Here is a 25,919-nt window from a genome sequence, read left to right on the forward strand (position 1 = left end):
CTGCGGTGGAAATCGACGCATCGCCGGCTCCACCGCGCGCCGAGAGTCAGCCCGGCAGCACCGGCAACGAACCGGGAACCATCAGTGGCCGGACCTCGACCCAACCGGGATTGTCCTCACTGACCGACGCGGACAGCTGCATCACCCCGCGTTGGTCGGCAACGTAGACCGTCGACGGGTTCGCCGCCACCGTGCCCACCGGCATCGCCAGGTTGCGGCTGGGCCCGTCGGAGTTCACCCCGTCGAGATTGACGAAGGACACCGGGTGCGCCGGATCGGTCCGGCTGACCACGATGTCGTCGCCGGTACGCCAGGACAGCGACACCACCGTGTTGCCCAGTCCGAAGCCGAGGCGCCGCGGATAGGTCAGCAGGAACTGCCCCTCAGGGGTCCGCTCGATCCCGGCCAGAACCACCTGTCCACCGATCACCATCGCCGCGCGGGTGCCGTCCCGGGACAGCTGCAGTTCGGTGATCGGGCCCGGGTATCGGCTGGTCACCGCTGCCGCGTCGACGGGGATTCGGGCCGGCACCCCGGAGGCGTCGCGGATGGCGCGCACCACGTTGGCGTTGTCGACCACCACCCACACGGCCTCATCCAGCGACCAACTCGGCCGGCTCAGCGTGCGGCCCTCGATGGCCTTGGCGGTGGCCCCGCCCAGCTGCCCCATCCACAGTGCGGCCGCCGTGGCCTCCGGCGCGTCGGGCAGCACCACGACCGAGGCGGCGTCCTGACCGTTGCGCGATACCGAGGCCGACATCTGAAACGGTGCCGAGCCGAAAGCTCCTGGCACCCGGCTGGTTTGTTGCCCGTCCAACGCCACCAGGGAACCGCCGACCAGCGCGTGCAGACCGGCGGCCGCGCCGGGCACGGCCCCCGGGTCGGTGGCTGCCACGTCGGAGGTCTCCCAGCCGTCGGCGAACCTGTCGTCCAGCGGGGCACCGTCGACGTTGATCACGTAGGGCCCACTGATCCCGGCCCGCGACAGGGTCCAGATGATCTGGGCGGCAAGCAGTTGCCGACTGTGCGGATCGGTCATCGAGAGATTGTCGAGGTCGATTCGGGCGCCACCGTAGCCGCGCCCCACCCCCGTCTTGCCGCCGTCGGCCCGGGTGACCGGACCCCGCAGCCGCAACGGTGGGTCGAGCAGATTGCGCACCGCCCCGGCTATTTCCGGACGTGGCCCGGCAATCAGTTTGGAGATCAGTTCGGTGGCCACCTGGTCGGGATCGGACACCGCGACATAACGGGGGTCCGGCACGACCGTGGCTCCGGTCGGGTCGACGAAATAGAGCGTGTTGCGCTTGTAGGTGGACTGAAACTGTTGCCAGTCAAGGAAAACCCCGTTGGGCAGCCGGTCGATACGCCAACCGCCCGGAGTCTGGACGAGCTCGATGGGGCCGGGGTCGGGCAGTGCCCCCTCCCCGGTCTCGAAGACCCCCATATCGGACAGCGATCCCAGGATGTCTGCCCGCATACTCACCGAAACCCGTTCCGCGCTGCGGGTTTCGACGAACACCACCCGATCCAGCAGCAGTGCGCTGCCGGCGTCGTCCCATGAGCTGGACGCCGACTCGGTGAGGAACTGCCGGGCCGCCAGGTGCCGGTTCGCGGGATCGGCTGTGGCCTTGAGGAATTCGCGCAGGAGAACGTCTGGGTCCATGCCGGGTGCCGGTTTGGGGAGGTTCGGCGGCGCCGGTCTGTCGACTGTGCCGATCGCCTGCGGAGACGACGAACTCGGGATTCCCGCGCATCCGGACACCACGACCACCAGCCCGACGATCACCACCGTCAGCAGGCGCTTCACGCGTTCTCCTCCGCTTGCTCACGGTCTCGATTGGGGCGCTGTCGTGATTTTTGCTGTGGCGAAACAGGTTTCAACGGCAGCGGGCTGGTGGTCACCTTGTGGCCGCGCACCAACGGCAGCGTCAGGCGGAAGCAGGCACCCTTGCCGGGTTCACCCCAGGCCTCCAACCGGCCCTGGTGCAGGCGCGCGTCCTCGATGCTGATGGCCAAGCCCAGGCCGGTGCCGCCGGAGCGGCGGACCCGCGACGGATCGGATCGCCAGAACCGGCTGAACACCAGCTTTTCCTCACCTGGGCGCAGGCCGACACCGTAATCGCGCACGGTGACGGCGACGGTGTCCTCGTCGGCGGCCATCCGGATGCGCACCGTTTTGCGTTCGGCGTGATCGATGGCGTTGGCGATGAGGTTGCGCAGGATGCGTTCCACGCGGCGCGGATCCACCTCGGCGATCACCTCGTCACCTGGCATGTTGACGTCGAGCTCGACCTCCGCGTCGGCCGCCAGATGCCCGACATTGTTCAGCGCGCTCTGCACCGTGGTCCGCAGATCCACCGACTCCACCGACAACTCGGCGACGCCGGCGTCGTGGCGGGAGATCTCCAGCAGATCGGCCAGCAGGGTCTCGAACCGGTCCAGTTCGTTGACCATCAGCTCGGTGGACCGGCGCAGCGCGGGGTCGAGATTCTCCCCGGAGTCGTGGATGTGATCGTGGATCAGGTCGGCGGCCATGCGCACCGTGGTCAGCGGGGTACGTAGTTCATGGCTGACGTCAGAGGTGAAGCGGCGCTGCAGGTTTCCGAACTCCTCGAGCTGCTGGATCTGGCGCGACAAGCTCTCGGCCATGTCGTTGAACGACACCGCCAACCGGGCCATGTCGTCCTCGCCGCGCACCGGCATCCGCTCGGTCAGGTGGCCCTCGGCGAACCGCTCGGCGATCCGTGACGCCGACCGGACCGGCTGCACGATCTGGCGGGCCACCACCAGTGCGATGGCCGCCAGCAGACCCAACAGCACCACGCCGCCGGTCGCCATGGTGCCACGCACCAGCGAAATGGTGCTTTCCTCGTTGTTCAGCGGAAAGATCAGGTATAGCTCAAGATTGGGCACCGACGAGGACGCCGGGCTGCCGACGATCAAGGCCGGCCCGGAGAATCCTTGAGTCACGACCGTGGTGTATTGGTAACTCACCTGCCCGGCCTTGACGAAATCGCGTAAGGCCTTGGGCACCTGTTGCACCGGCCCGGCCGCAGCAGCTTCGCGTGGCCCGTCGCCGGGAACCATGATGACCGCGTCGAACGCACCGGCCATATCCGCACGGGCGTCGGCCTTGCGATCGATCAGGGTGTTCCGGGCCAACTGCAGACTGCTGTCGAGCGAACGGCTCTCTTCGCCTCCGACGATGCCGCCGACCGTGACGCGGGCCCGTTCCACCTCCTCGGTGGCGGCCTTGACCTTGACCTCAAGGATCCGGTCGGTGATCTGGCTGGTCAGCACGAAGCCGAGCACCAGGATGACGGCGAGCGAGAGCCCCAGAGTCAGTGTCACGACCCGCAGTTGCAGCGACCGACGCCACACCAGGCTGACCGCCCGGCCTAACGTCCCCAATCCGCGTAGAAGCGGGCCGGATCCTCCCCAGCGACCACGAATGCGCCGTCTGGAGCTGAAGATCACGGGGGTCCGGCCTTGTATCCCACTCCTCGAACTGTCAACACCACCTGCGGGTTCTCCGGGTCTTTCTCAACCTTGGCCCGCAACCGCTGGACATGCACGTTCACCAAACGGGTGTCAGCGGGGTGCCGATATCCCCACACCTGTTCGAGCAGCACATCACGAGTAAACACCTGGCGTGGTTTGCGTGCCAGCGCCACGAGCAGGTCGAACTCCAGCGGCGTCAGCGAAATCTGCTCGCCCTGACGGGTCACCTTGTGGGCCGGCACGTCGATCTCGACATCGTTGATCGACAGCAGCTCGGCCGGCTCGTCCTCGTTGCGCCGCAGCCGGGCGCGCACCCGGGCCACCAGCTCCTTGGGCTTGAACGGCTTCATCACATAGTCGTCGGCGCCGGATTCCAGACCCAGCACCACGTCGACGGTGTCGGTCTTGGCCGTCAGCATGACGATCGGGACACCGGAGTCGGCACGGAGCACCCGGCACACGTCGATCCCGTTCATGCCGGGCAACATCAGGTCCAACAGCACCAGGTCGGGCCGCAATTCGCGGACCGCGGTCAGTGCTTGGGTGCCGTCGCCGATGACCGCGGTGTCGAATCCCTCACCACGCAAGACGATGGTGAGCATCTCGGCCAGTGACGGGTCGTCGTCGACGACAAGGATCCTTTGCCTCATGGTGTCCATGGTGTCACCCGATCGCGATAAAACCGGGCTACCACACGCGGGTTTCTCGGCTTTATCTGCTGCTTAGCCGACCCGCCAGGGCTGCCGGGTCCACATCCGGGCCCGCGACCGACCATCGACCGCACCAGTCGGTGGCCGCCAGCGCGGCATACACCGCACCGGTGCGCTGTTGCAGCCCGCCGTCGCGCTCGTAGGCGTCCTTGGCGCGGTCGGCCTCGGTGTTGGCGCGATGCTCGGCCCGCGCAGCGGCCAGCTCGGTCGGTACATCGAGCAGTACCTGCCAATCCGGACTGGGGAGTTTGAGGCGGTCGAACTCGAGCTCGCGCACCCAGGCCACCGCGTCACCGTCCGCGCCCTGGTGCAGCCTCGCCGCACTGTAGGCGGCATTGGAGGCGACATAACGGTCCAGGATGACGATGTCGTAGGCACCCCGCAGATGTTCGATCTCCTCCCGGGCGCCGGCCCGGTCGAGCGCGAACAAGGTAGCCATCGCATAGACGGAGTCGGCCAGGTCACCGTGCGCGCCGTGCAGCGCCTCGGCGGCCAGATCGGCGGGCACCGACCGGTGATAGCGCGGAAATGCCAGGCTGCCGACAGACTTGTGATCGGCCTCGAACGCCGCCCGCAGACCGTTGGTCAATGTACGTTTGCCTGCGCCGTCAACACCCTCGATCGCTATGAGCACGCCGCGAGCCTAACGCTGCGGTCGGTCACCACCGGCCAATGTCACGCTGGAGTGACCGCCGGCTTCGAGTGTCACGCTGGAGTGGCGGACAAGCGTCGACGGCAGTAGGAATCGGCCCCTCAGGTGTCCGATTCCCTTGCGGCCCAACGAAAAGCCGCATGGTTTGGCAACTGCGCCAAGGCATCCAGTGCGGACGCAAACCGAGACCACGGCAAACGAAAATCAGGGCGCAACTCCGCAAAATGGGCCGCTGGATGAGGCGACAAACCCGCCCACAACGGGCCGGCCGCGGCTCCAGTCCGGACGACTGGCGGGGTGTGCTCGCCGGTATCACCAGCGAGGGCCGGGCACGTGCCGCTCCCGCAGTCGCGACCTATGCCCGCGCGCTTCGCACGCACTATCTCGATCACCTGTCACGCCGGCAGATGATCGCTCTCGGCGACACCTGCCGCCGGATCAGCACATCACTGAGAGCCGCAGCCCGCCCGAACAGCGAACGAACCTAGCGGGCCGGCCCGGGCCAGCACTCACGATCACTGCCCAGCAGACGCAAAATCCCCCAAATCCACAGGGAAATGGGGGATTTCGCTGGGGGCACCTCCCGCTTGCGGGGGACTGCTCGGACAGAAGGACGCTAACTCAGTAGCGGTAGTGCTCCGGCTTGTACGGACCCTCGACGTCCACACCGATGTACTCGGCCTGGTCCTTGGTGAGCTTGGTCAGCGTGCCGCCGAGTGCCTCGACGTGGATGCGGGCCACCTTCTCGTCGAGGTGCTTGGCCAGGCGGTAGACCTCGTTGTCGTACTCGTCGTTCTTGGTCCACAGCTCGATCTGGGCGATCACCTGGTTCGAGAAGCTGTTGCTCATCACGAATGACGGGTGACCCGTGGCGTTTCCGAGGTTGAGCAGTCGGCCTTCGCTCAGCACGATGATCGACTTGCCCGAGTCGCCGAAGGTCCACTGGTCGACCTGCGGCTTGATGTTCAGCCGCACCGCGCCCGAGCGCTCCAGGGCCGCCATGTCGATCTCGTTGTCGAAGTGACCGATGTTGCCCAGGATCGCGTGGTCCTTCATCGCCTTCATGTGCTCGAGCAGGATGATGTCGAAGTTGCCGGTGGCTGTCACCACGATGTCGGCTTGGGAGATCGCCTCCTCGACGGTGACCACGTCGTAACCGTCCATCAGCGCCTGCAGCGCGTTGATCGGGTCGATCTCGGTGACCTGCACGCGCGCACCCTGGCCGGCCAGCGACTCCGCGCAGCCCTTGCCCACGTCGCCGTAGCCGCAGATCAGCACCTTCTTGCCGCCGATCAGCGCGTCGGTGCCACGGTTGATGCCGTCGACCAGCGAGTGCCGGGTGCCGTACTTGTTGTCGAACTTGCTCTTGGTGACCGAGTCGTTGACGTTGATCGCCGGGAACACCAGCTCACCCGCGGCGGCGAACTGGTACAGCCGCAGCACGCCGGTGGTGGTCTCTTCGGTGACACCCTTGACCGATGCCGCGATCTTGCTCCACTTGTCCTTCTCTGTCTCGAAGCGCTTACGCACCAGCGCCAGGAAGACCTTCCACTCGGCCGAGTCGTCTTCCTCGGCAGGCGGAACCACGCCGGCCTTCTCGTACTCCGCGCCGCGCAGCACGAGCATGGTGGCGTCGCCACCGTCGTCGAGGATCATGTTCGCGGGCTCACCCTCCCAGGTGAGCATCTGCTCGGCGGCCCACCAGTACTCCTCCAGCGTCTCGCCCTTCCAGGCGAAGACCGGGGTGCCCTTGGGCTCCTCGGGGGTGCCGTTCGGGCCGACGACGACGGCCGCGGCGGCATGGTCCTGGGTGGAGAAGATGTTGCACGAAGCCCAACGGACCTCTGCGCCGAGCGCAACCAGCGTCTCGATCAGCACGGCAGTCTGCACGGTCATGTGCAGCGAACCGGAGATGCGCGCGCCCTTGAGCGGCTGCACGTCGTGGTACTCGCGACGCAGCGTCATCAGGCCGGGCATCTCGTGCTCGGCCAGGCGGATCTCCTTGCGGCCGAACTCGGCCAGCGACAGGTCGGCGACCTTGAAGTCGATGCCGTTACGGATGTCGGCCTTCAACTCAGTCATGTAGAGCCCTCTTTCAGTCGTGAATGCTTGCAAGCGCACGGGTGCGCCGCCAACGAGCGACGCCACATGCCGATACCTCTAGCCTGCGGGCTCGCGGGACAGGCGCTGCGGGTTTTGACAACGGCGGCGCTCTGACAGCTACGTGGTATCTATGACACCGTAGCGCTCGGCGAACGGCGTCATCAGTCGGGCCAGGTCACCGGCCACATCGTGGTCCGCCTCGGGCGGCATCGAGACGTAGCTCATCGCCAATCGCACGATCGCCCGGGCGAGCACGCCGGCATCCTCGTCGCTGGCCTTCATCCAACTGTTCTGAAAGGTTCCGGTCAGCCGCGTCGAGCATCGGCTGATGATGGGCCCACTGCCCGTGGTGATGATCTGCAGCAGGTCAGGCTTGGAGGCACCGGTGAGCAGCGAGATCACCAGCGGATCGGCGGCCGACTCGAGGAAGAACGCCCGGAAGCCCTCCAGGAACGCCGCATGCACCTCGCCGACGTTGTTGTTGATCGCCTCGTCGACCGCGTCGACGAGCCGATCGGCCAGCCGCATGGCATATCCCTCGGCCAGGCCCTGACGCGAGCCGAACTCGTTGTAGATCGTCTGGCGGCTGATCCCCGCGACCTGGGCCACGTGCGAGAGCGTGATGGCCGACCAGTCGCGGGTCAACAGCAGCTCCCGCATGCCGTCGAGAATCGAATCGCGCAGCAACACTCTGGAGGCCTCCGCATACGGGATGCGCTGCTTTTCTCGCGGCCGACTCACACGGGCGACAATATCGCTTTCCGCGCGGGTTTCGAGCGCGTCGGTCGAAGCGGTCAATACCGTGCGACCTCGACCATCTCGAAATCGGTCTTCGCCGCGCCGCAATCGGGGCAGCTCCAGTCCTCCGGGATGTCGTCCCATCGGGTGCCCGGGGCGATGCCGTCCTCGGGCCAGCCCTTGGCCTCGTCGTACTCGAATCCGCACTGCACGCAGACGAACAGCTTGTATGGCTCGCTCACGTCACTACTCCTATTGCCTCGAAATCGACCTTCTCCCGTACGGCACAGTCGGGGCAGCACCAGTCGTCAGGTACGTCATCCCATGCCGTGCCAGCCGGAAATCCTTCGCGCGGAGCGCCTTTGGTCTCGTCGTAGATGTAGCCGCACCCGGGGCACCGGAAGGCGCTCATGCCGCAGCACCGTTGTCGGAAGCCCCATACCGGGCCAAGACCTTCGCCCGCAGCCGAGGCTGGATGTTCACCTTGGTGATGTCGCCGTCGTAGTGCTCCAGCACCCGGTGGTCCATCACCCTGCGCCACAACGGCGGCAGGTAGGTGAGCCCGATCAGCGATGCGTACCCGCTGGGCAGGTTGGGCGCGCCGTCGATGCTGCGCAGGATCTGGTATCGGCGGGTGGGGTTGGCGTGGTGATCGCTGTGCCGCTGCAGGTGATACAGGAACAGGTTGGTCACGATGTGGTCGGAGTTCCAGCTGTGCACCGGCGCGCAGCGCTCGTAGCGTCCGCTGGCGGTCTTCTGCCGCAGCAGCCCGTAGTGCTCGAGGTAGTTCACCGATTCCAGCAGGCTGAAGCCGTAGACGGCCTGGATCACCATGAAGGGAACGACGCCGACGCCGAAGACCGCGATCAGCACACCCCAGAACACCACCGAGATGGCCCACGCGTTGAGTACGTCGTTGGACCAGTGCCAGGGCGAGCGGTCCTGCCGACGCAACCGCTGGGCCTCCAGCTCCCACGACGAGCGCAGGCTGCCGAACACGCTGCGCGGCAGGAACTCCCAGAACGTTTCGCCGAAGCGGGCCGACGCAGGATCCTCCGGGGTGGCAACGCGGACGTGATGGCCGCGGTTGTGCTCGATGTAGAAGTGGCCGTACCAGGTCTGGGCCAGGGTGATCTTGGACAGCCAGCGCTCCAACGAGTCACGCTTGTGCCCCATCTCGTGGGCGGTGTTGATTCCCACTCCGCCGAGGACGCCCACCGACAGCGCGATGCCGATCTTGGCCGGCCAACCCAGCCCGCCGTCGAACCCGAGCCAGCCGAGGTCGGAGGCGGTGAACAGATAGGCGCCCATGACGACGCTCGCGTACTGGAACGGGATGTAGACGTAGGTGCAGTAGCGGTAGTACTTGTCGTTCTCCAGTTGCTCCATCACCTCATCGGGTGGGTTCTGGCCGTCCGGCCCGAACCGCAGGTCCAACAGCGGCAGCAGCACGTAGAGCAGGATCGGCCCGATCCACAACGGCAGCTGGGCGGCTGTGTGCCAGCCGAGCTGGTTGAGTCCCCAGACCAGCGGCAGCATCACGAAGATCGCCGTCGGGGCGATCAGTCCCATGAGCCACAGATGCCGCTTCTTGTCCCGCCATTGCCCGACGTCCGCGACGTCCGGTCCATTCGAGAGTTCCGCCACCACGATGAGCCTCCTTGTGTGAGAGCTATCACTGCAATGACTTGACTATATGCACCCACATGTCGCTTGTCTAGACATTTGATAGTTATTTGTAAACCTACCGAGGATATGCCGGACCACCATCGGTCAAAACCGGGTTTCCGCTACGAGAGCGGCTGCATCTCGGCCGCCGACCGGCGGCCGAGCACGGAATGCCGCCGACCGTAGGCGGCGTACACCACCACCCCGATCGCCATCCAGAGCAGGAACCGGATCCAGGTCAGCCCCGTGAGGTTCAGCATCAGCCACAGGCACGCCAGGATCGCGGCGATCGGCAACACCGGCACCCACGGGACACGGAATCCACGCGGCAGGTCGGGCCGGGTTCGCCGCAGCACGATCACCCCGGCCGACACCAGCACGAAGGCGAACAGGGTGCCGATGTTGACCATCTCTTCCAGGCGGCCCATCGGGAACACCGAGGCGGCGATCGCCACCAACAGACCGACGATCATCGAGATCCGTACCGGTGTACCGCGGCTCCCCGTGGTGGCCAGCCGACGCGGCAACAGGCCGTCGCGCGACATCGCGAACACCACCCTGGTCTGCCCGAGCATGAGCACGATCACGACCGTGGTCAGGCCCGCGAGCGCGCCGATGGAGATGATCTTCGCCGCCCAGTGCACACCGTTGGCGGCGAATGCGGTGGCCAGGTTGGCGTACCCCTCCGGGGCGTCGCGCAACACCGTGTAGGACACCATGCCCGACAGCACCACCGACACCGCAACGTAGAGCACGGTGACGATGCCGAGCGAGGTGAGGATGCCGCGGGGCATGTCACGCTGCGGATCGCGGGTCTCCTCCGCGGTCGTCGCGACGACGTCGAAGCCGATGAACGCGAAGAACACGATCGAAGCGCCGGCCAGTACGCCGTACCAGCCGTAGTGGCTACCCGCCCCGCCCGTGAGCAACGAGAACAGGGACTGGTCGGCACCACTGGCGCCCTCCCCGGCCTCGTTCGGCGGGATGAACGGGGTGTAGTTCGCCGCCTTGATGTAGAACGCACCGACGATCACCACCAACAGCACGACCGACACCTTGATGATCGTGATCGCCAAGCTGAAGCGTGCCGACAACTTGGTGCCGAACACCAGCAGAATCGTCACCGCCGCGATGATCAGCAGCGCGCCCCAGTCGACCGCGACACCGCCGACGTCGGCGATCGCACCGCCGAACCCGAACACGGTCCCGAGGTAGCTCGACCATCCCTTGGCCACCACCGCGGCGGCGACGCCGAACTCCAGGATCAGATCCCAGCCGATGATCCAGGCGACGAACTCCCCGAACGTGGCATAAGAGAAGGTATAGGCGCTGCCCGCCACCGGAACCGTGGACGCGAACTCGGCGTAGCACAGGGCCGCCAGTCCGCACGCCACCGCCGCGATCAGAAAGGCGATGGAGATCGCCGGTCCGGTCAGGTTGCCCGCCGTGGAGGCGGTGATGGTGAAAATGCCGGCGCCGATCACGACCGAAACCCCGAAGACGGTCAGGTCCCACCAGTTGAGATCCTTGCGCAGCCGCGTCGACGGCTCATCGGTGTCGGCAATCGACTGCTCGACAGATTTGATTCGCCGAAGGGCAGACATCACGCCATGCTCCCATCACGGTGGCCGCCGATTGAGTAGGACGCATAAAGTTTCGGTCAGAACGATCCCGTCGCGCCGCCGTGGGGCGTGCATCACAGTCGGTGCCGATCGTGATACGGTCCGCGCATGGCTGAGCTCCCCTACTTTGACCTGCTGATCGATGAACGGCAGGACGGTGGTGAAACCGGACAGTTGTGGGAAAACCAGGTTCATTGGGGCTACTGGGAGAATCCCAAGGCCGCCACGGGCACCCGGGATGACTACATCGCTGCGATGGAGCAGATGGATCATGTGCTGTTCGCGGCCGGAAACGTCGCCGACGGACAGAAGTTGCTCGACGCCGGCTGCGGTTTCGGCGGCACGGTTCAGCAGATCAACGGCACCTACTCGGACATGGACCTCACCGGTCTGAACATCGACCCACGCCAGCTCGCGGCGGCCGAAGCGCAGACCAAGCCCGCCAACGGCAACAAGATCGCCTGGGTCGAGGCCGACGCCTGTCAGCTGCCCTTCGAGGACAACTCCTTCGATCGCATCCTGGCCGTCGAATGCATCTTCCACTTCCCGTCCCGGGAGAAGTTCCTCGCGGAGGCGGCGCGGGTGCTCAAGCCGGGCGGCTACCTGGCGGTATCCGACTTCGTGCCGACCCTGATGTTCTTCGGCAAGACCCCGATCTGGATGGCGATCCGCCCCCGGATCGCCAAGTCCTACGGCACGCTCGGAAACGTCCCCCTGCGCGGTTACAAGTCCATGGGCAAGCGGGCGGGGCTCAAGCTCGCGGCGAAGCGCAACATCCGGAAGAACACCCTGCCGACGTATCCCTTCCTGCTCAAGTTCTTCCGTAAGCAGGGGTCAGCGGATGCCCAGAAGACGATGATCGTCGGCACCCGGTGGATGAAGTGGCTATCCAAGGCCGGCCTCATTCAGTACCGGGTGTACACGTTCCAAAAGCCCGCCTGACGCTGCCTGCGTCCATCTGACACCCCGACCCGCGCTGCGCTCGTCGCCGACGCGGTCATCGGGGTTTTGTCAGTGGTGCGGTATCAGCGGTGTGATGCGGGTGGCGCGAGGGTGTGACGTCCCGTCACACGGTGGGCATGAACTCGGCGAGCGCCAGGATCATGAACACCACCAAGGCGAGGCCGATCAGCCCGCCCGCGGGAATCATGGCCACGCACACCGCAACCCACACGAAGAACCGCGGCCATTCAAAGGGTTGGTTCCCCTTGATACCACCACGGCGTTCCCGGAGCGCGTGGTATCCCGCCCACACACCCGCTCCGGCAGCGGCGCACGCGATGATCTTCAGGCCGTCCGGCGCCACCAACAGGGCGACGCTCGCCATGACCGCCACCCCCGTGAGACGTAGCGTCAGCGCGGTGCGAAGCCCGGCCACGCGTGCCATCGCAGAGCCCCGATCCGGCTCACCGCGGTATCGAGGTAGTCGCCCCTCGATGCCCAACATTCGCCAGATCCACCGCGACCATGCCGTCCGCAGTCCCAGATCCTCGGCTACCCGTCGGACGTCGGCCGCCGATTCCGCCATCATCTGGCGCGACTGGGCGCTCCGCCAGAACGCGGCCTTGAAGACCTGCCGTGGCACCCCGAACTGCCGGGCAAAAGTGCGCGGCGGCCCCATCATCTCCCCGATCAACCACCGGAGAAAGAAGGGGAAGAGAATCGCATACCAAGCGCGCTTCAATCGGGTGACGGTCTTGATCCGCTGAGCCAGAATGTCGTCGGCAAACGAGATGTGACGCGCTTCTTCGGCCAGATGAATGTAAGTGATCTTGTTCAGCAGCGGGGGCACGTGCGCCGCGCCCCGATGCTGCAGCGTCTGTTGAAAGTGCAGTGGCTGTTCGCCGCACAGCACCCCGATGAAATGGATGATGTTGGCGTAGCCGCCGATGAAGCCCAAGATCGGCCCGATCACCCGGGAGCCTCGTCGCATTCCGGGCACATCCTCGCCCGTGCGGTTGACGAACTCCTGGAACATCTGGATGTGATTGCACTCGTCGATCAGTTCGTGGAGAAGGTACTGGAACACCGGCGAACGATTCGGCAACTTGCCGGCGTAGTGCACCACACCGCGGATCAGCATCATCTCGAACTGAAGCGTGACCTTGAGCGTGTTCGCGGTCACCCAGCGGCCCATGTCGATACGGCGCTGCAACGGCTGTTGGGCGTACCAGTCGGTCGCCGCTAGCGGAGCGCTCTCCGGATCCAGCTGCCACCGCGGATCGTCGTCTTCCAACGCGTTCTCGGGTGCGTCCCAGTCGATGTCAACGTGGGGATCGAAGCGTCGACGGACCGTCGCACGAGAGAGGGCCTCCACCCTGTCGAAATAGAGGTCCTCCGGTGTTCCGTCCGCGTCGCTGACCGTTGTCATCTGCCTATCCGTTGATGCTGTGAGGTTCCTTGCAGAGGGTAGCAATCTGAGAGCCGAATCACGCCCTCAGCCACGGCATTGTGCCACGAGTTGTTGCACGTTCGTTAGCCCTACGGCACCAAGCAAACTCGGCCGGCGTGCCATCGAGCGACGGTCGGCGCTCCACCCGCTGGTGACGGGGTGCGAAAATCCGGCGCAGCGTTTCGCCTGGCAACTCTCGACCTCCCGGGCCACCGCGGCGGCGGGCGCCGGCAACGTGCGCGGCAGACCTGGCGCGGGTCTAAGAATTTTTCTCATTTCACGGACACCGTAGTGGGAAAGCGGCGCGCGTGGGGCGGAATAAGAGGCACCGTAAATTAATTCCGGCTGGTGGTACCGGGTGTTGACACCGGGGATCTCGTGGTTCGGCCGCGCCCTGGGCGCCAACTAGATCCCGATGGTGACACGGAACAGTTTCGTCGGCTCCGCGGCGGTCAGCCGGATCGGACCGTCCTCGGCCGCCACCCAGGCCGCCATTCCGCGCTCCAGGGTCAGCTTGTCGTCATCGGCATAGACCACCGCGGCGCCTTCATTGCACAGCAGCAGCTGCGGACCGCCGTGGCGGGAGTGCACGTCGATCTCGTCGCCGATGCGTTCGCCGTCGACCGTCAGCACCGACACCGCGAATTCCTGCGCGGGCGTCTGATAGATGGTTTCCAGGCCGTCCGTGACGGTGTCCGACCGCAACCGGTCTTCGGGAGTCGGGGTGAAGTCCAGCACCCGCAGCAGTTCCGGCACGTCCACGTGCTTGGGAGTCAGCCCACCGCGCAGCACATTGTCCGAGTTGGCCATCACCTCGACGCCGACGCCGTGCAGATATGCGTGCAGATTTCCGGCGGGAAGGTAGATGCCCTCCCCCGGCCGCAGGCTGATGCGGTTGAGCAACAGGGAAGCCAACACGCCGGCATCCCCGGGGTATCGCTCGCCGAGTTCCAGCACCGTCTTGACCTCGGCGGCGAATTTCTTTGCCCCGGAACGGATGTAGTGGACCGCGCCGTCGAGTACAGCCGGCACCAGCACGTCGAGATCGGGCTGGGGCGCGGTGATCCAGGTGGTGAACAGGGCCCGCAACCCGTCGGCATCGGATTGATCCGACAGCAGGTTGATGAACGGGTCGAGATCCGAGACCGCCAGCGCCCGCATCAACTCGACCGTGCGGTCCACCGGGCGAAATCCCGCCAACGCATCGAACTGTCCCAGCGCAACCAGCAATTCGGGCTTGTGGCTGCGGTCACGGTAATTGCGGATCGGTGAGTTCACCGGGATGTCGAGTCGGTCCTCACGGTCGAATCCCTCCCTCGCCTGCGCGGCACTGGGATGGGCCTGCAACGACAACGGTTCCTCGGCGGCCAGAACCTTGACGAGGAAAGGCAGCGCATCGCCGAATCTGCCGATCGCCACGCTCCCCAATTGTCCCTCGGGGTCGTCCTTGACCGCCTCCAGCAGCGACTCTTCACCATCTTCGGTCTGCAGCCAGGCCGGGTCACCCGGGTGCGCACCGAGCCATAGCTCAGCCTCCGGATGGATTGTCGGACTGGGCCTTCCGGTGAAATCGGCGATTGCGGTACGCGAACCCCAGGCATAGGTCCGCACCGCTCCCCTTAGCAGATGCACTTCTTATCCTCGAACCAGTTTCAAATATACGGCCGTCATCTCCATGCGGACAGCCAGAACCGCCAGTTGTTGTTCCGGGCGTCCGACCGGCAGTGGCGTGCCGGCCTGGTCCGGCACGTCCTCGGCACCGATCACCGTGATGTCGTCAAAGCCGCTGACCCGTGCCCCCACCAGTTGACGTTCGGTATCGGTGATCAAGGCGAACGTACGCATGCGGCGCGGCAGCGGTCCGTCGATCTCCTCGTCGTGGAACAGCGACCGGGTCGCGGGCCGCGCGGCCCCGCCGCTGGCGATCGCGGCGAGGACGTCACCCAATCCGGCGGCGGCCACCACTTCTCCGGCCACGCGCAACATCACCGTGGCCCCGTGCCGGGCCAGCGCCAGCGTCGCCGGATTATCGCCGGCCAGCACGACGGCGTCGGCCGACATCCGTTCGGCCAGGGTCTTGGCCGGATTGGTGAACAGATCTCGTCCGGGGCTGTTGCGCAGCGCCTCGGCGTCGAGTTCGTCGGCCAAAGCCGCCAGGTCCACCCGCATACCCGGATCCACGATGTGCAGGGCGGCCAGACCGGCGGCCAGATACCGGGTCAGTCCGAAGTCGTCGGGCACCCACAGCCGGGGCGCCAGCACCACAGCGCGGCCTGCCGCGATGTCGCGCAACGGCCCCTCATGGGGTGCCACGATCAGTACCCGCGCCCCGCGGCGCACACCGGTGGCGGCCGCGTTCACCAGGGCCGGATCGCCGGGATCATCGCCCGCCACGACCACCACGTCGAGTGCACCCAGCCACGGCGGGGTCTCGGCGGCCACCACGATGGGGGCTGCGATCGACGCGCCGAGTGCACCGGCCAACATGGCGCCCGCATCCTCGGCGGTGCCGCGGCCGGCAACCCAGATCACCGTGCGTGGTGGGTTGTCGGCGCGCAGCGAGTCGAGCACCCCTTCCGCCAGGGCCGCGGCGGTGGACCGAACCTGGGCACCCGCCATGGCTGCCGCCCGCAGCAGACCGTTGCGATCAGCGGCGAGAAGTCCGTCGCCGTCGTCCAGGTCCACCGTGGCGTCCACGGCGTTCACGGCACCGGCTCGCTCACCCCACGGATCTGCGCCGAAACTGTGTCGACGAGCGCGGCGACGTCCTCGACGGTGCGGGCTTCCACATTCAGCCGCAGTAGCGGTTCGGTGTTCGACGTGCGCAGGTTGAACCAACTGCCCTCGCCGAGATCGACGGTGACGCCGTCGAGGTGGTCGATGGATTGGATCGAGCTGCCGAACGACCTCAGTACGGCTGCCACGCACGCCGGTGCATCGCTCACGGTGAAGTTGATCTCGCCGGAGGCCTCATATCGCTGATAGTCCGCCATGAACTCCGAGAGCGGGCGGTCCTGCTCGCCCAGTGCGGCCAACACGTGCAGCGCGGCAAGCATGCCCGAATCGGCGCCCCAGAAGTCACGGAAGTAGTAGTGCGCCGAGTGTTCCCCACCGAAGATGGCGCCGGTCTCGGCCATCAGGCCCTTGATATAGGAATGCCCGACGCGGGACCGCACCGGAGTGCCGCCGCGCTCGATCACCAGCTCGGGAACCGCACGCGAGGTGATCAGGTTGTGGATCACCGTGGCACCGATCTCCCGGTTGAGCTCACGCGCGGCCACCAGTGCGGTCACCGCCGACGGCGACACCGGACGCCCGAGTTCGTCGACCACGAAGCAGCGGTCGGCGTCGCCGTCGAACGCCAGGCCGATATCGGCACCGCCGGCCAACACGTGGGCCTGCAGGTCGACGAGGTTGGCCGGATCCAGCGGATTGGCCTCGTGGTTGGGGAAGCTGCCGTCGAGTTCGAAGAAAAGCGGGAGGATGGTGACACCCGGGATCTGCCTGAGCACCGCGGGCGTGGTGTGGCCGGCCATGCCGTTGCCCGCATCGACGGCGATCCGCAGCGGGCGCAGCGCGCTCAGATCGACCAGGGACCGAAGGAAGTCGCCGTAGTCGGCCAGTACGTCACGATCGGAGCTCGTGCCGGCCGCGCCGTCGTAGGCGGGCACCCCGGCGATCACCTCGTCGGCAATGACGGTCAGCCCGGTGTCCTTGCCCACCGGCTTGGCCCCGGCGCGGCACAGTTTGATCCCGTTGTAGGCGGCCGGGTTGTGACTGGCGGTGAACATCGCTCCGGGGCAGTCCAACAGTCCCGAGGCGAAATACAGCTGATCGGTGGAGGCCAGCCCGATTCGGACGACGTCCAGCCCCTGGGCAGTGACGCCGTCGGCGAATGCGGCGGAAAGCGAAGGCGAACTCTCCCGCATGTCATAGCCGATCACGACCTGTGCGGCGCCTTCGGCGCGGACCAACCGAGCGAAGGCACCACCGACATCGGCCACGAAGGCCTCATCGATCTGACTGCCGACCAGCCCTCGGACGTCATAGGCCTTGATGACATCGTGAACGGCCGCCGCTGGCCTAGACATATAGCTCCTTGTGAAACGGGATCGTTGGCGCCAGCCTAACCGTCGGGCGACGTCGACACGTTCACTACTCGTGGGCCGGTCGACGTCTCATCAGGTCTTAATCGGTGGGATCCGGCAACACCCGCAGGTGCCCGCGTCGGCGGCCGTTGGTCTCGGCGGGACGTGCCTGCGGTGCCATCACCGCGCTGGCACCCACACCAGCGGAGGGATCGGAGAATCCGGCCACCACCCCGCCGCGGGGAACCGCACCGGGCTGGCCTTCCCGGACCGCATCGGCCAGCGCCACCAGATCGTCCTCGTCGGGATGGGTGGGCAACGGACCGGCATGACGCACCAACTCCCAGCCTCGTGGCGCAGTGATGCGGCCGGCGTGGCCGACACAAAGGTCCCAGGAGTGGGGTTCAGACACCGTGGCCAGAGGTCCGACTACCGCCGTGGAGTCGGAGTAGACGAAGGTCAACGTCGCCACGGCATAGTGCGGGCACCCGGGCCGGCAGCAGCGACGGGGAACATTCACGCAACAGAGATTACTTCGGACGATCGCTGTCCGGCGCCGGACACGCGCAGCCGTCGAGTCCAGATCCCGAACCGTTACGATCATCGCCGTGGCCCAGCGCAACCTATGGCGATCGCGTCGCGGCCGCGATATGCGCGGACCGCTACTTCCGCGCTCGGTTCCCGGCTGGCGTAGCCGCGCCGAGCGGTTCGACATGGCGGTGCTGGAAGCGTATGAGCCGATCGAACGGCGGTGGGCGTCGCGGATCAAAGATCTCGATGTCGCCGTCGACGAGATACCGCGGATGTCCCCGAAAGATCCCGACAGTGTGCAATGGCCACCCGAGGTGATCGCCGATGGCCCGATCGCGTTGGCGCGGCTGATACCTGCCGGGGTAGACGTCAGAGGAAATGCGACCCGGGCTCGAATTGTCTTGTTCCGCAAGCCCATCGAGCGCCGGGTCAAAGGATCAGATGAGCTGGCTGACCTGCTGCATGAAATCCTGGTGGCCCAGGTGGCCACCTATCTGGGAGTCGAACCGTCCGTCATCGACCCAACGATCGACGACGACTGACACGTTGCGTCAGATGATGCCGCGTTTGAGTCGGCGACGCTCCCGTTCGGACAATCCTCCCCAGATACCGAAACGCTCGTCGTGCGCAAGCGCATACTCCAAGCAGGCATCCTTGACTTCGCAGCCCAGGCAGATGCGCTTGGCCTCGCGGGTAGACCCGCCCTTCTCCGGGAAGAACGCCTCCGGGTCGGTCTGCGCGCAGAGCGCACGTTCCTGCCATTGGTCGTCTTCGTCTTCCGGATCAACATCAATGTGTTCGGGAACCGAACCCACCGGTACCAGACTCAGTTGGGGGCGTCCGACCCCAATCGGTGTCGTTCCCGTGTTGATGTGCGGTGCGTTGTCTACCGAGCCGAGTAGCCGATCGTCAAATCGGACCACATGATCGAAATCGCCGCTCTCATAAGACATTTTCCCCCGCCTCCTCACTCGGTCTCATAGATCCTAAGTGGAGTCCCACCCTTGCGATGCGCGGTCACTCCATTCGAACAGTTGATCGAATCTCGGTCCGCGACACCGGAATCGGTCACCAACCGGGAAATGACACATCTGTGATTACACACGTGTTAGCTGCCGGGGTCAAGCGCCAGAGCGCGAATTCATACCATCTCGTTATGTCAAATCGGCGCGTCGCGACATCGGCGTGTCCTGCTCGTGACTACGCCGTTTCCATCCGGACGCGCTCAACGCCTAGGGTCGGACGTTGTGAGGATCACCGTTCTGGTCGGCGGCGTCGGAGGCGCCCGGTTTTTGCTGGGAGTGCAGCACCTGTTTGGCCTCGGCCAGTTCGCGGAGGCCGACAGCAAGCACGAACTCACCGCGATCGTGAACGTCGGCGACGATGCCTGGATGCACGGCGTCCGGATCTGCCCGGACCTCGACACCTGCATGTACACGCTGGGCGGCGGTATCGATCCCGTACGTGGTTGGGGCCACCGCGATGAGACCTGGCACGCCAAGGAGGAACTCGCCGCATACGGCGTACAGCCCGACTGGTTCGGCCTGGGCGACCGGGACCTGGCCACCCATCTGGTCCGTACCCAGATGCTGCGTGCCGGCTACCCGCTGTCGCAGGTCACCGAGGCTTTGTGCAAGCGTTGGTCACCGGGGGCGCGGTTGCTGCCGGTCACCGACGACCGCAGTGAGACACACGTGGTGATCACCGACCCGGCCGACGGTGACCGCCGCGCGATCCACTTCCAGGAGTGGTGGGTGCGTTACCGCGCGCAGGTGCCCTCGCACAGCTTTGCGTTCGTCGGCGCGGAACAGGCAACCGCCGCACCGGGCGTCGCCGAAGCGATCGCCGAGGCGGATGTGGTGTTGCTGGCGCCGTCAAATCCGGTCGTGAGCATCGGACCGATCCTGCAGATCCCCGGAGTCCGCGGCGCACTGCGCTCGACCAAGGCGCCGGTCGTCGGCTACTCCCCCATCATCAACGGAAAACCGTTGCGCGGCATGGCAGATGAGTGCCTGTCCATCATCGGGGTGGACTCCACCTCACAGGCCGTCGGCCAGCACTTCGGGGCCCGGTCGGGCACCGGGATCCTGGACGGCTGGCTGGTACACGAAGGCGATGAGGCCGAGATCGAGGGGGTTCAGGTGCGTGCGGTCCCACTGCTGATGACGGACCCGTCGACGACCGCCGAGATGGTGCGGGCCGGTCTTGATCTCGCAGGCGTTCGACTGTGACCACCGGGGTGCGCACCGAGCACGGATCGGCCGGCCGGGTCGAGATCCTGCCCGTACCAGGGCTCCCCGAGTTCCGGCCCGGAGATGATCTGGCCGCGGCCCTCGCCGAGGCGGCCCCATGGTTGCGTGACGGGGACGTGCTGGTCATCACCAGCAAGATCGTCTCCAAGTGCGAAGGCCGCATCGTCACCGCTCCTTCCGATCCCGACGAGCGGGACGCCCTGCGGCGCAAACTGATCGACGGCGAGGCGGTTCGGGTACTGGCACGTAAGGGTCGGACCCTGATCACCGAGAACGCCATCGGACTGGTCCAGGCCGCGGCCGGAGTCGACGGGTCCAATGTCGAATCGAACGAGTTGGCGCTGCTGCCAACCGATCCCGATAGCAGCGCGCAGACGTTGCGGGAAGACCTGGGTGAGCGACTCGGCATCTCCATCGGTGTCGTGATCACCGACACCATGGGCCGGGCCTGGCGAAACGGCCAAGCCGATTTTGCGATCGGTGCATCCGGGCTCACGGTGTTGCACGGATACGCGGGCGCGCACGATCGGCACGGCAACGAGCTACTGGTCACCGAAGTCGCAGTGGCCGACGAGATCGCCGCGGCGGCCGATCTGGTGAAAGGCAAACTCACCGCGATCCCGGTCGCGGTGGTCCGCGGCCTGGAGCTGACCGATGACGGGTCGAACGGCCGCACACTGCTCCGCTCCGGCGAGGACGATCTGTTCTGGCTCGGTACGGCCGAGGCTATCCAGATGGGACGCAGCCAAGCTCAGCTACTGCGTCGCTCGGTGCGTACCTTCTCCGCTGAGCCGGTCGATCACGCACTCATCGAAGCCGCGGTCGGCGAGGCGCTCACCGCGCCCGCGCCGCATCACACCCGCCCGGTGCGCTTCGTCTGGGTGCAGGACGGCGCCACCCGCATGCGGCTGCTGGACCGGATGAAGGACCGGTGGCGTGCCGATCTCACCGGGGACGGCCGAGATCCCGAGTCCGTCGAGCGGCGGGTGAACCGCGGTCAGATCCTGTACGACGCTCCGGAACTGGTCATTCCCTTCATGGTTCCCGACGGAGCCCACAGCTATCCGGACGATATCCGCACCCGGGCCGAGCACACCATGTTCACCGTCGCCGTGGGTGCGGCCGTGCAGGCCCTGCTGGTGGCGCTGGCCGTGCGCGAGGTGGGCAGCTGCTGGATCGGCTCCACGATCTTCGCCGGCGATCTGGTCCGTTCCGAGCTAGATCTCCCGGCGGATTGGGAGCCCTTGGGCGCCATCGCGATCGGTCACCCCGCTGATCGGCTGCCGCCCCGCGACCCGGTGCCCACCGACGGCCTGCTGGTCGTGAAGTGAGCGCTCAGAGCCTGCATGCATCCGCCGTCGAGGTGCTGACGCGCTGGCAGACAGCCGATCCCGGTCAGGACACGCTGCGCCACGCGGTGCTGTCGTTTCTGGCCGCCCGTCCCGATGCCTGCCTGCGGTCGTGCGTGCCCGGGCACATCACCGGCTCGGCGCTGGTCATCGACCACACCGGCACCCGGACGTTACTCACCCTGCACCCGCGCTTCGGCCGCTGGCTGCAACTCGGCGGGCATTGTGAGGAAACAGATTCCGACATACGCGCTGCGGCGTTGCGTGAAGCCACCGAGGAGTCCGGGATCACCGGGCTCACCGTCGACCCGCACCTGGCCGCACTGCACGTGCATCCGGTGACCTGCTCACTGGGTGTACCAACCCGCCATCTGGACATGCAGTTCGTGGTCCGGGCACCCGAGGGCGCCGAGATCGTCTGCAGTGATGAGTCTTTGGATCTGCGCTGGTGGCCCCTCGATGCCCTGCCCGAGGGCACCGACTTCGGCCTTCAGCAACTCGCCGAGTCTGTCACCGGGACCGTCTAATCTGGTCCGGTGAACCCGGAGCGCAGGACCATCGTCATCACCGGCGCCAGTGACGGCGTCGGCGCCGCAGCCGCCCGCCAGTTGAGCCGGCGCGGCGACAACGTCGTGGTGGTGGGCCGCTCACCCGGCAAGACCGCGGCGGTGGCCGGTGCGCTGGGCGCCGACTACCTCGTTGCCGACTTCGCCGAGCTCGGCCAGGTCCGCGACCTGGCCGCCCAATTGCTGGATCGGTATCCGCGCATCGACGTGCTGGCCAACAACGCCGGCGGCATCATGAGCGGAACCCGGCAGGTGACTGTCGACGGCTTTGAGAAGACCTTCCAGGTCAACCATCTGGCCCCGTTCCTGCTGACCACCCTGCTGCTGGATCGCCTGATCGCGGCCAGGGCATCGGTGATCAACACCTCCAGCGTCGGCAACCGACTGTTCGGCCACATCGACATCACCGACCTGAACCACGAACGCGGATTCAAGGCGCAGAAGGCCTACGGCGACGCGAAGCTGGCCAACATCCTGTTCACCAAGGAACTGCACCGCCGCCACCACTCGGACGGGATCTCCACGGCGGCGTTCCACCCGGGCTCGGTCGCCTCGAACTTCGGCGCCGAGGCCAACAACCCGCCCTGGAACTCCTCTACCGCACACCGCTGAAGAAGCTCATCCTGGTCAGCCCGGACAAGGGGGCGGATCAGTTGGTGTGGCTGGCCACGTCGACCCCGGGCACCGACTGGACCTCAGGACAGTACTACGCCCGACGCAAGCCCGGTCGGCCGAACAAGCAGGCCAATGATTCTGTTCTGGCACAGCAACTCTGGGACCGCAGCCGAGAGATGGTCAGCGACTAGCCCAGGCCCGGTCAGCGCCGACCTCAGACGTCGGTCGAGTACCGGATACCGCCGTCGGGGATGGACACCCCGGGCCACACCCTGGCACCGCGCAACAGTTCGCAACGCGCGCCGATATCGGCGCCATCGCCGATCACGCCGTCGCGGATCAGTGCCCGCGGGCCGATGCGCGCTCCGAAGCCGATGATCGAACGTTCAATCACCGCACCGGCTTCCACGCGCACCCCGTCGAAGATCACCGCACCGTCCAGACGTGCGCCGGCGCCGATCTCGGCGCCGCGGCCCACCACCGTGCCGCCGATCAGCAATGCCCCGGGAGCGACCGCCGCACCTTCGTGGACCAGGGACTCACCACGCTGACCGTTGAGCGCCGGCGACGGTGCGATGCCACGGACCAGATCGGCGGAGCCGCGCACGAAATCCTCGGGTGTGCCCATGTCCCGCCAGTAGGAGGCGTCGACATATCCGCACACCTTCACCCCGTCGGCCAGCAGGCCGGGGAACACCTCGCGTTCGACCGACACCGGCCGACCCTTCGGAATCTGGTCGATGACACGCTTATTGAACACATAACAGCCGGCGTTGATCTGGTCGGTCGGCGGGTCCTGGGTCTTCTCCAGGAATGCCGTCACGCGGCCGTCGGCATCGGTGGGTACACAGCCGAACGCACGGGGGTCGCTGACGCGCACCAGATGCAGCGTGAGATCGGCCTGCTGGGTGTCATGTGACTCGAGCAACGCACCGAGATCGGCTGCCGACAGCACGTCACCGTTGAACACCATGGCCGTGTCGTAGCGCAGTTTGTCCGCCACGTTGGCAATAGCACCACCGGTGCCGAGGGCCTCGGTCTCGGTGACGTATTCGATCTCGAGCCCCAACTCGGAGCCGTTGCCGAACGCCTCCTCGAACACCTCGGCCTTGTACGAGGTGCCCATCACGACGTGCTTGATGCCGGCCTCGGCGATCCGCGCCAGCAGGTGGGTCAGGAACGGGACGCCGGCCGTCGGCAGCATCGGCTTGGGTGCCGAGAGGGTCAAGGGCCGCAGCCGGGTGCCTCGTCCACCGACGAGGACGACAGCGTCCACCTCCGCGGGATCTATCACGTCAGTGCCCTTTCGCCTGCTTACGTCGAGAACTGCCGACCACCAGGCCCGCACGTGCTGCCAGCGCGCCCCGAATTGTCCACCGTAACGGCGCCTGCCAGGCCGCCGGGTATCGATCAGCCAGGAAAGTGTAGGTACTGCGGTGATGGGCGGCCAAGTTGCGTGCCGGGTCACGGCCGGTGGAGTGGCCCTTGTGGTGCAGCACCTCCGCCGACGGCACGTAGACGTTCTGCCAGCCGGCCCGGGCGATCCGGTCACCGAGGTCGACGTCTTCCATATACATGAAGTAGCGCTCGTCGAACCCCTCGACCGCGTCGAAGGCGGCCCGACGCATGAGCAGGCAGGAACCGGACAGCCAGCCCACCTCGCGTTCACTCGGCTGTTGCCGGTCCTGCCGGTACGCCGCCGTCCACGGATTCGATTTCCAGAACGGGCCCACCACGGCATGCATGCCACCGCGGATCAGGCTTGGCTGGTGGCGCGCGGACGGGTAGACCGATCCGTCCGGATCGTGGATCAGCGGGCCGAACGCCCCGGCCCGTGGCCACCGCTGGGCGGCATCGAGCAACCGGTCGATCGAATGGGGCCCCCACTGCACGTCGGGGTTGGCGATGATGAAATATTCCGAGCACTCCGCATCCGATATCCGGGCCGCGCCGCGGTTGACCGCACTGCCGTAACCCAGATTGCCGCCGGTGTGCAGCAGCCGCACGTTCGGGTAGCGCTGTTCGGCCTGTTCAGGCGCGCCGTCCGTCGAACCGTTGTCGGCCATGATCACCGTCACCGGCCGATCGGTGGCCAACGCGAGCGAGGCCAGGAAACGGTCAAGGTGTGGGCCCGGCGAGTACGTCACCGTCACCACCACGAGCGGGCGGGCCGCGTCCTCAGTCACGGCGTAGAGGGTAGCGGGCCGGAGGGCAGTTCTTTTTCCACCGCCGTCAGCAGCGCTTTCCGCCAATCACGCAGCGAGGCCAGCCCGGCTTCGGCGGATCGGAGCCCCGACAGCACGGTGTAGGCCGGCCGGGGCGCGGGCCGCGGATAGCGGTCACTGCCGACCGGGCGGACCCGCTCGGGATCTGCACCGACGGCGGCGAAGGTCTGCCGCGCCAGCTCGAACCGGCTGGCCGGTCCGGCGTTGGCGGCATGCAGCACACCGGGTCGCACACCGCCGTCGGCGATCTGCAGCAGGGCCGTCACCAGGTCACCGGTGTAGGTCGGCGACCCGATCTGGTCGGCGACCACCTCCACCGGGCCGTCGCCGGCGGCCAGCCTGCGCATGGTCGCCACGAAGTCTTTCCCGTCGCCACCGCGGTACACCCAGGCGGTGCGGACGACGTGCGCGTCCGGCTTGGCGGCCAGCACGGCGTGTTCCCCGGCCAGCTTGGTGTGACCGTAGACATTGACCGGGCCGGTCACGTCGTCGATCTCATACGGCGTACAACGGTCGCGCGACGCTCCGAATACGTAATCGGTCGAGATGTGTACCAGACGGGCTCCGACCTGCGCGCACACCGCGGCGATGTTGCCCGGACCGACGGCGTTGACGGCGTGCGCCCTGGCCTGGTCCGTCTCGGCGGCATCCACCTGCGTATATGCCGCGCAATTGATCACCACATCACCGGACTCGACGAATCGGCCGATCGTGTCGGCGTCGGCGATATCACAGTCCGCAGAGGTCAGGGCCAGCACGTCACGGCCTTCACGGCGCCCCTGATCAGCTAATTCCCGGCCAACCATCCCGCCGGCCCCGGTGATCACAATCCGTTGCGCCATGCGCCGAGTCTGGCACGCCGGTCGGCGTTACCCGGCTCACGCCCAAGCCGCAAGTAGCCTGGGCA

General features: G+C 66.5%; 25 protein-coding genes and 1 pseudogene. 7 read left to right on the top strand and 19 right to left on the bottom strand.

Annotated features, from left to right (window positions below; genetic code table 11):
• Positions 1-46 precede the first annotated feature (46 nt).
• From lpqB to G6N44_RS09565, 4 genes are read right to left on the bottom strand one after another with little or no spacing between them, the layout of a single operon-like run.
• Complete coding sequence (lpqB, locus tag G6N44_RS09550) at positions 47-1,807, bottom strand: MtrAB system accessory lipoprotein LpqB (protein WP_163663437.1); 1,761 nt, start codon at positions 1,805-1,807, stop codon at positions 47-49.
• A complete protein-coding gene (gene mtrB / locus G6N44_RS09555; protein WP_163663439.1) occupies positions 1,804-3,477 on the bottom strand; it encodes an MtrAB system histidine kinase MtrB in 1,674 nt (557 codons plus the stop codon). Before mtrB ends, lpqB begins: the two co-directional genes overlap by 4 nt.
• Positions 3,474-4,160, bottom strand: a complete 687-nt coding sequence (mtrA, locus tag G6N44_RS09560; protein WP_163663441.1) for a two-component system response regulator MtrA — start codon at positions 4,158-4,160, stop codon at positions 3,474-3,476. The genes mtrB and mtrA overlap by 4 nt, the downstream gene beginning before the upstream one ends.
• Positions 4,161-4,212: 52 nt before the next feature.
• On the bottom strand, positions 4,213-4,845 hold the full coding sequence (locus G6N44_RS09565; RefSeq protein ID WP_163663443.1) for a dTMP kinase: 633 nt from the start codon (positions 4,843-4,845) through the stop codon (positions 4,213-4,215).
• Between the two features lie 254 nt (positions 4,846-5,099).
• On the opposite strand from G6N44_RS09565, the gene G6N44_RS09570 reads away from it, so the two are divergent.
• Positions 5,100-5,351, top strand: a complete 252-nt coding sequence (locus G6N44_RS09570; protein WP_163663445.1) for a hypothetical protein — start codon at positions 5,100-5,102, stop codon at positions 5,349-5,351.
• Between the two features lie 133 nt (positions 5,352-5,484).
• On the opposite strand, the gene ahcY is transcribed toward G6N44_RS09570, so the two are convergent.
• The 6 genes from ahcY to G6N44_RS09600 form a co-directional block, all read right to left on the bottom strand.
• Positions 5,485-6,945, bottom strand: coding sequence for an adenosylhomocysteinase (gene ahcY, locus G6N44_RS09575; RefSeq protein WP_163663447.1), 1,461 nt, complete (start codon positions 6,943-6,945; stop codon positions 5,485-5,487).
• 138 nt (positions 6,946-7,083) lie between these two features.
• On the bottom strand, positions 7,084-7,707 hold the full coding sequence (alkX, locus tag G6N44_RS09580) for a TetR family transcriptional regulator AlkX (RefSeq protein ID WP_163663449.1): 624 nt from the start codon (positions 7,705-7,707) through the stop codon (positions 7,084-7,086).
• A gap of 53 nt (positions 7,708-7,760) precedes the next feature.
• Positions 7,761-7,946 (bottom strand): rubredoxin, encoded by a 186-nt coding sequence (locus G6N44_RS09585; protein WP_163663451.1) that lies wholly within the window; start codon positions 7,944-7,946, stop codon positions 7,761-7,763.
• Positions 7,943-8,116, bottom strand: a complete 174-nt coding sequence (locus G6N44_RS09590) for a rubredoxin (protein WP_163663453.1) — start codon at positions 8,114-8,116, stop codon at positions 7,943-7,945. Before G6N44_RS09590 ends, G6N44_RS09585 begins: the two co-directional genes overlap by 4 nt.
• Positions 8,113-9,276, bottom strand: coding sequence for an alkane 1-monooxygenase (locus G6N44_RS09595; protein ID WP_276039514.1), 1,164 nt, complete (start codon positions 9,274-9,276; stop codon positions 8,113-8,115). Before G6N44_RS09595 ends, G6N44_RS09590 begins: the two co-directional genes overlap by 4 nt.
• A 218-nt stretch (positions 9,277-9,494) precedes the next feature.
• Positions 9,495-10,976 carry an amino acid permease gene (locus tag G6N44_RS09600; RefSeq protein WP_163663457.1) on the bottom strand — a complete coding sequence of 494 codons (1,482 nt, stop codon included), beginning with the start codon at positions 10,974-10,976 and terminating at the stop codon, positions 9,495-9,497.
• 126 nt (positions 10,977-11,102) lie between these two features.
• Between G6N44_RS09600 and G6N44_RS09605 the strand changes: the two genes are divergently transcribed.
• Entirely contained in the window at positions 11,103-11,936 is an 834-nt protein-coding gene (locus tag G6N44_RS09605; protein WP_163663459.1) for a class I SAM-dependent methyltransferase, read from the top strand.
• Between the two features lie 124 nt (positions 11,937-12,060).
• On the opposite strand, the gene G6N44_RS09610 is transcribed toward G6N44_RS09605, so the two are convergent.
• From G6N44_RS09610 to G6N44_RS09630, 5 genes are all read right to left on the bottom strand, one after another.
• Positions 12,061-13,365, bottom strand: coding sequence for an AurF N-oxygenase family protein (locus G6N44_RS09610; RefSeq protein WP_163663461.1), 1,305 nt, complete (start codon positions 13,363-13,365; stop codon positions 12,061-12,063).
• Between the two features lie 426 nt (positions 13,366-13,791).
• Positions 13,792-15,018 carry a mannose-6-phosphate isomerase, class I gene (gene manA / locus G6N44_RS09615; protein WP_163663463.1) on the bottom strand — a complete coding sequence of 409 codons (1,227 nt, stop codon included), beginning with the start codon at positions 15,016-15,018 and terminating at the stop codon, positions 13,792-13,794.
• A gap of 3 nt (positions 15,019-15,021) precedes the next feature.
• Complete coding sequence (locus G6N44_RS09620; protein WP_163663465.1) at positions 15,022-16,092, bottom strand: TobH protein; 1,071 nt, start codon at positions 16,090-16,092, stop codon at positions 15,022-15,024.
• Entirely contained in the window at positions 16,089-17,477 is a 1,389-nt protein-coding gene (locus G6N44_RS09625) for a phosphomannomutase/phosphoglucomutase (RefSeq protein ID WP_163663467.1), read from the bottom strand. The genes G6N44_RS09620 and G6N44_RS09625 overlap by 4 nt, the downstream gene beginning before the upstream one ends.
• Positions 17,478-17,574: 97 nt before the next feature.
• Positions 17,575-17,994: a DUF3499 domain-containing protein gene (locus tag G6N44_RS09630; protein WP_163663469.1), complete on the bottom strand. Its 420-nt coding sequence runs from the start codon at positions 17,992-17,994 to the stop codon at positions 17,575-17,577.
• Positions 17,995-18,124: 130 nt separating this feature from the next.
• Between G6N44_RS09630 and G6N44_RS09635 the strand changes: the two genes are divergently transcribed.
• Complete coding sequence (locus G6N44_RS09635) at positions 18,125-18,547, top strand: metallopeptidase family protein (RefSeq protein ID WP_163669780.1); 423 nt, start codon at positions 18,125-18,127, stop codon at positions 18,545-18,547.
• Between the two features lie 9 nt (positions 18,548-18,556).
• Here the strand turns inward: G6N44_RS09635 and G6N44_RS09640 are convergent, their stop codons facing one another.
• A complete protein-coding gene (locus G6N44_RS09640) occupies positions 18,557-18,958 on the bottom strand; it encodes a WhiB family transcriptional regulator (RefSeq protein WP_163663471.1) in 402 nt (133 codons plus the stop codon).
• Between the two features lie 294 nt (positions 18,959-19,252).
• On the opposite strand from G6N44_RS09640, the gene cofD reads away from it, so the two are divergent.
• From cofD to G6N44_RS09660, 4 genes and pseudogenes are all read left to right on the top strand, one after another.
• The gene (gene cofD, locus G6N44_RS09645) at positions 19,253-20,236 is read left to right on the top strand and encodes a 2-phospho-L-lactate transferase (RefSeq protein WP_163663473.1); all 984 of its coding nucleotides are present in this window, start codon (positions 19,253-19,255) and stop codon (positions 20,234-20,236) included.
• The gene (locus tag G6N44_RS09650) at positions 20,233-21,588 is read left to right on the top strand and encodes a coenzyme F420-0:L-glutamate ligase (RefSeq protein WP_163663475.1); all 1,356 of its coding nucleotides are present in this window, start codon (positions 20,233-20,235) and stop codon (positions 21,586-21,588) included. The genes cofD and G6N44_RS09650 overlap by 4 nt, the downstream gene beginning before the upstream one ends.
• Entirely contained in the window at positions 21,585-22,133 is a 549-nt protein-coding gene (locus tag G6N44_RS09655; RefSeq protein WP_163663477.1) for an NUDIX hydrolase, read from the top strand. Before G6N44_RS09650 ends, G6N44_RS09655 begins: the two co-directional genes overlap by 4 nt.
• Positions 22,134-22,142: 9 nt before the next feature.
• Positions 22,143-22,978 (top strand): annotated as a pseudogene (locus G6N44_RS09660) (SDR family NAD(P)-dependent oxidoreductase).
• Positions 22,979-23,001: 23 nt separating this feature from the next.
• Here the strand turns inward: G6N44_RS09660 and manB are convergent.
• Genes manB through rfbD form a run of 3 tightly spaced genes read right to left on the bottom strand, consistent with a single transcriptional unit; the run spans position 23,002 to position 25,854 of the window.
• Positions 23,002-24,081, bottom strand: coding sequence for a mannose-1-phosphate guanylyltransferase ManB (gene manB / locus G6N44_RS09665; RefSeq protein ID WP_163663479.1), 1,080 nt, complete (start codon positions 24,079-24,081; stop codon positions 23,002-23,004).
• A 1-nt stretch (position 24,082) separates the two neighbouring features.
• Entirely contained in the window at positions 24,083-24,973 is an 891-nt protein-coding gene (locus tag G6N44_RS09670; RefSeq protein ID WP_163663481.1) for a glycosyltransferase family 2 protein, read from the bottom strand.
• Positions 24,970-25,854, bottom strand: coding sequence for a dTDP-4-dehydrorhamnose reductase (gene rfbD, locus G6N44_RS09675; RefSeq protein WP_163663483.1), 885 nt, complete (start codon positions 25,852-25,854; stop codon positions 24,970-24,972). Before rfbD ends, G6N44_RS09670 begins: the two co-directional genes overlap by 4 nt.
• Positions 25,855-25,919 lie beyond the last annotated feature (65 nt).

This window comes from Mycolicibacterium alvei (genome assembly GCF_010727325.1).
Classification (GTDB): Bacteria; Actinomycetota; Actinomycetes; order Mycobacteriales; family Mycobacteriaceae; genus Mycobacterium; species Mycobacterium alvei.

Excerpts from the sequence above, each read along its gene's own strand:
- mtrA (WP_163663441.1), bottom strand. The coding sequence starts at position 4,160 with ATGGACACCATGAGGCAAAGGATCCTTGTCGTCGACGACGACCCGTCA.
- G6N44_RS09570 (WP_163663445.1), top strand. The coding sequence starts at position 5,100 with ATGAGGCGACAAACCCGCCCACAACGGGCCGGCCGCGGCTCCAGTCCG.
- ahcY (WP_163663447.1), bottom strand. The coding sequence starts at position 6,945 with ATGACTGAGTTGAAGGCCGACATCCGTAACGGCATCGACTTCAAGGTC.
- G6N44_RS09590 (WP_163663453.1), bottom strand. The coding sequence starts at position 8,116 with ATGAGCGCCTTCCGGTGCCCCGGGTGCGGCTACATCTACGACGAGACC.
- G6N44_RS09595 (WP_276039514.1), bottom strand. The coding sequence starts at position 9,276 with ATGGGACTGATCGCCCCGACGGCGATCTTCGTGATGCTGCCGCTGGTC.
- G6N44_RS09600 (WP_163663457.1), bottom strand. The coding sequence starts at position 10,976 with ATGTCTGCCCTTCGGCGAATCAAATCTGTCGAGCAGTCGATTGCCGAC.
- G6N44_RS09605 (WP_163663459.1), top strand. The coding sequence starts at position 11,103 with ATGGCTGAGCTCCCCTACTTTGACCTGCTGATCGATGAACGGCAGGAC.
- G6N44_RS09610 (WP_163663461.1), bottom strand. The coding sequence starts at position 13,365 with ATGACAACGGTCAGCGACGCGGACGGAACACCGGAGGACCTCTATTTC.
- G6N44_RS09625 (WP_163663467.1), bottom strand. The coding sequence starts at position 17,477 with ATGTCTAGGCCAGCGGCGGCCGTTCACGATGTCATCAAGGCCTATGAC.
- G6N44_RS09635 (WP_163669780.1), top strand. The coding sequence starts at position 18,125 with ATGCGCGGACCGCTACTTCCGCGCTCGGTTCCCGGCTGGCGTAGCCGC.
- G6N44_RS09640 (WP_163663471.1), bottom strand. The coding sequence starts at position 18,958 with ATGTCTTATGAGAGCGGCGATTTCGATCATGTGGTCCGATTTGACGAT.
- rfbD (WP_163663483.1), bottom strand. The coding sequence starts at position 25,854 with ATGGCGCAACGGATTGTGATCACCGGGGCCGGCGGGATGGTTGGCCGG.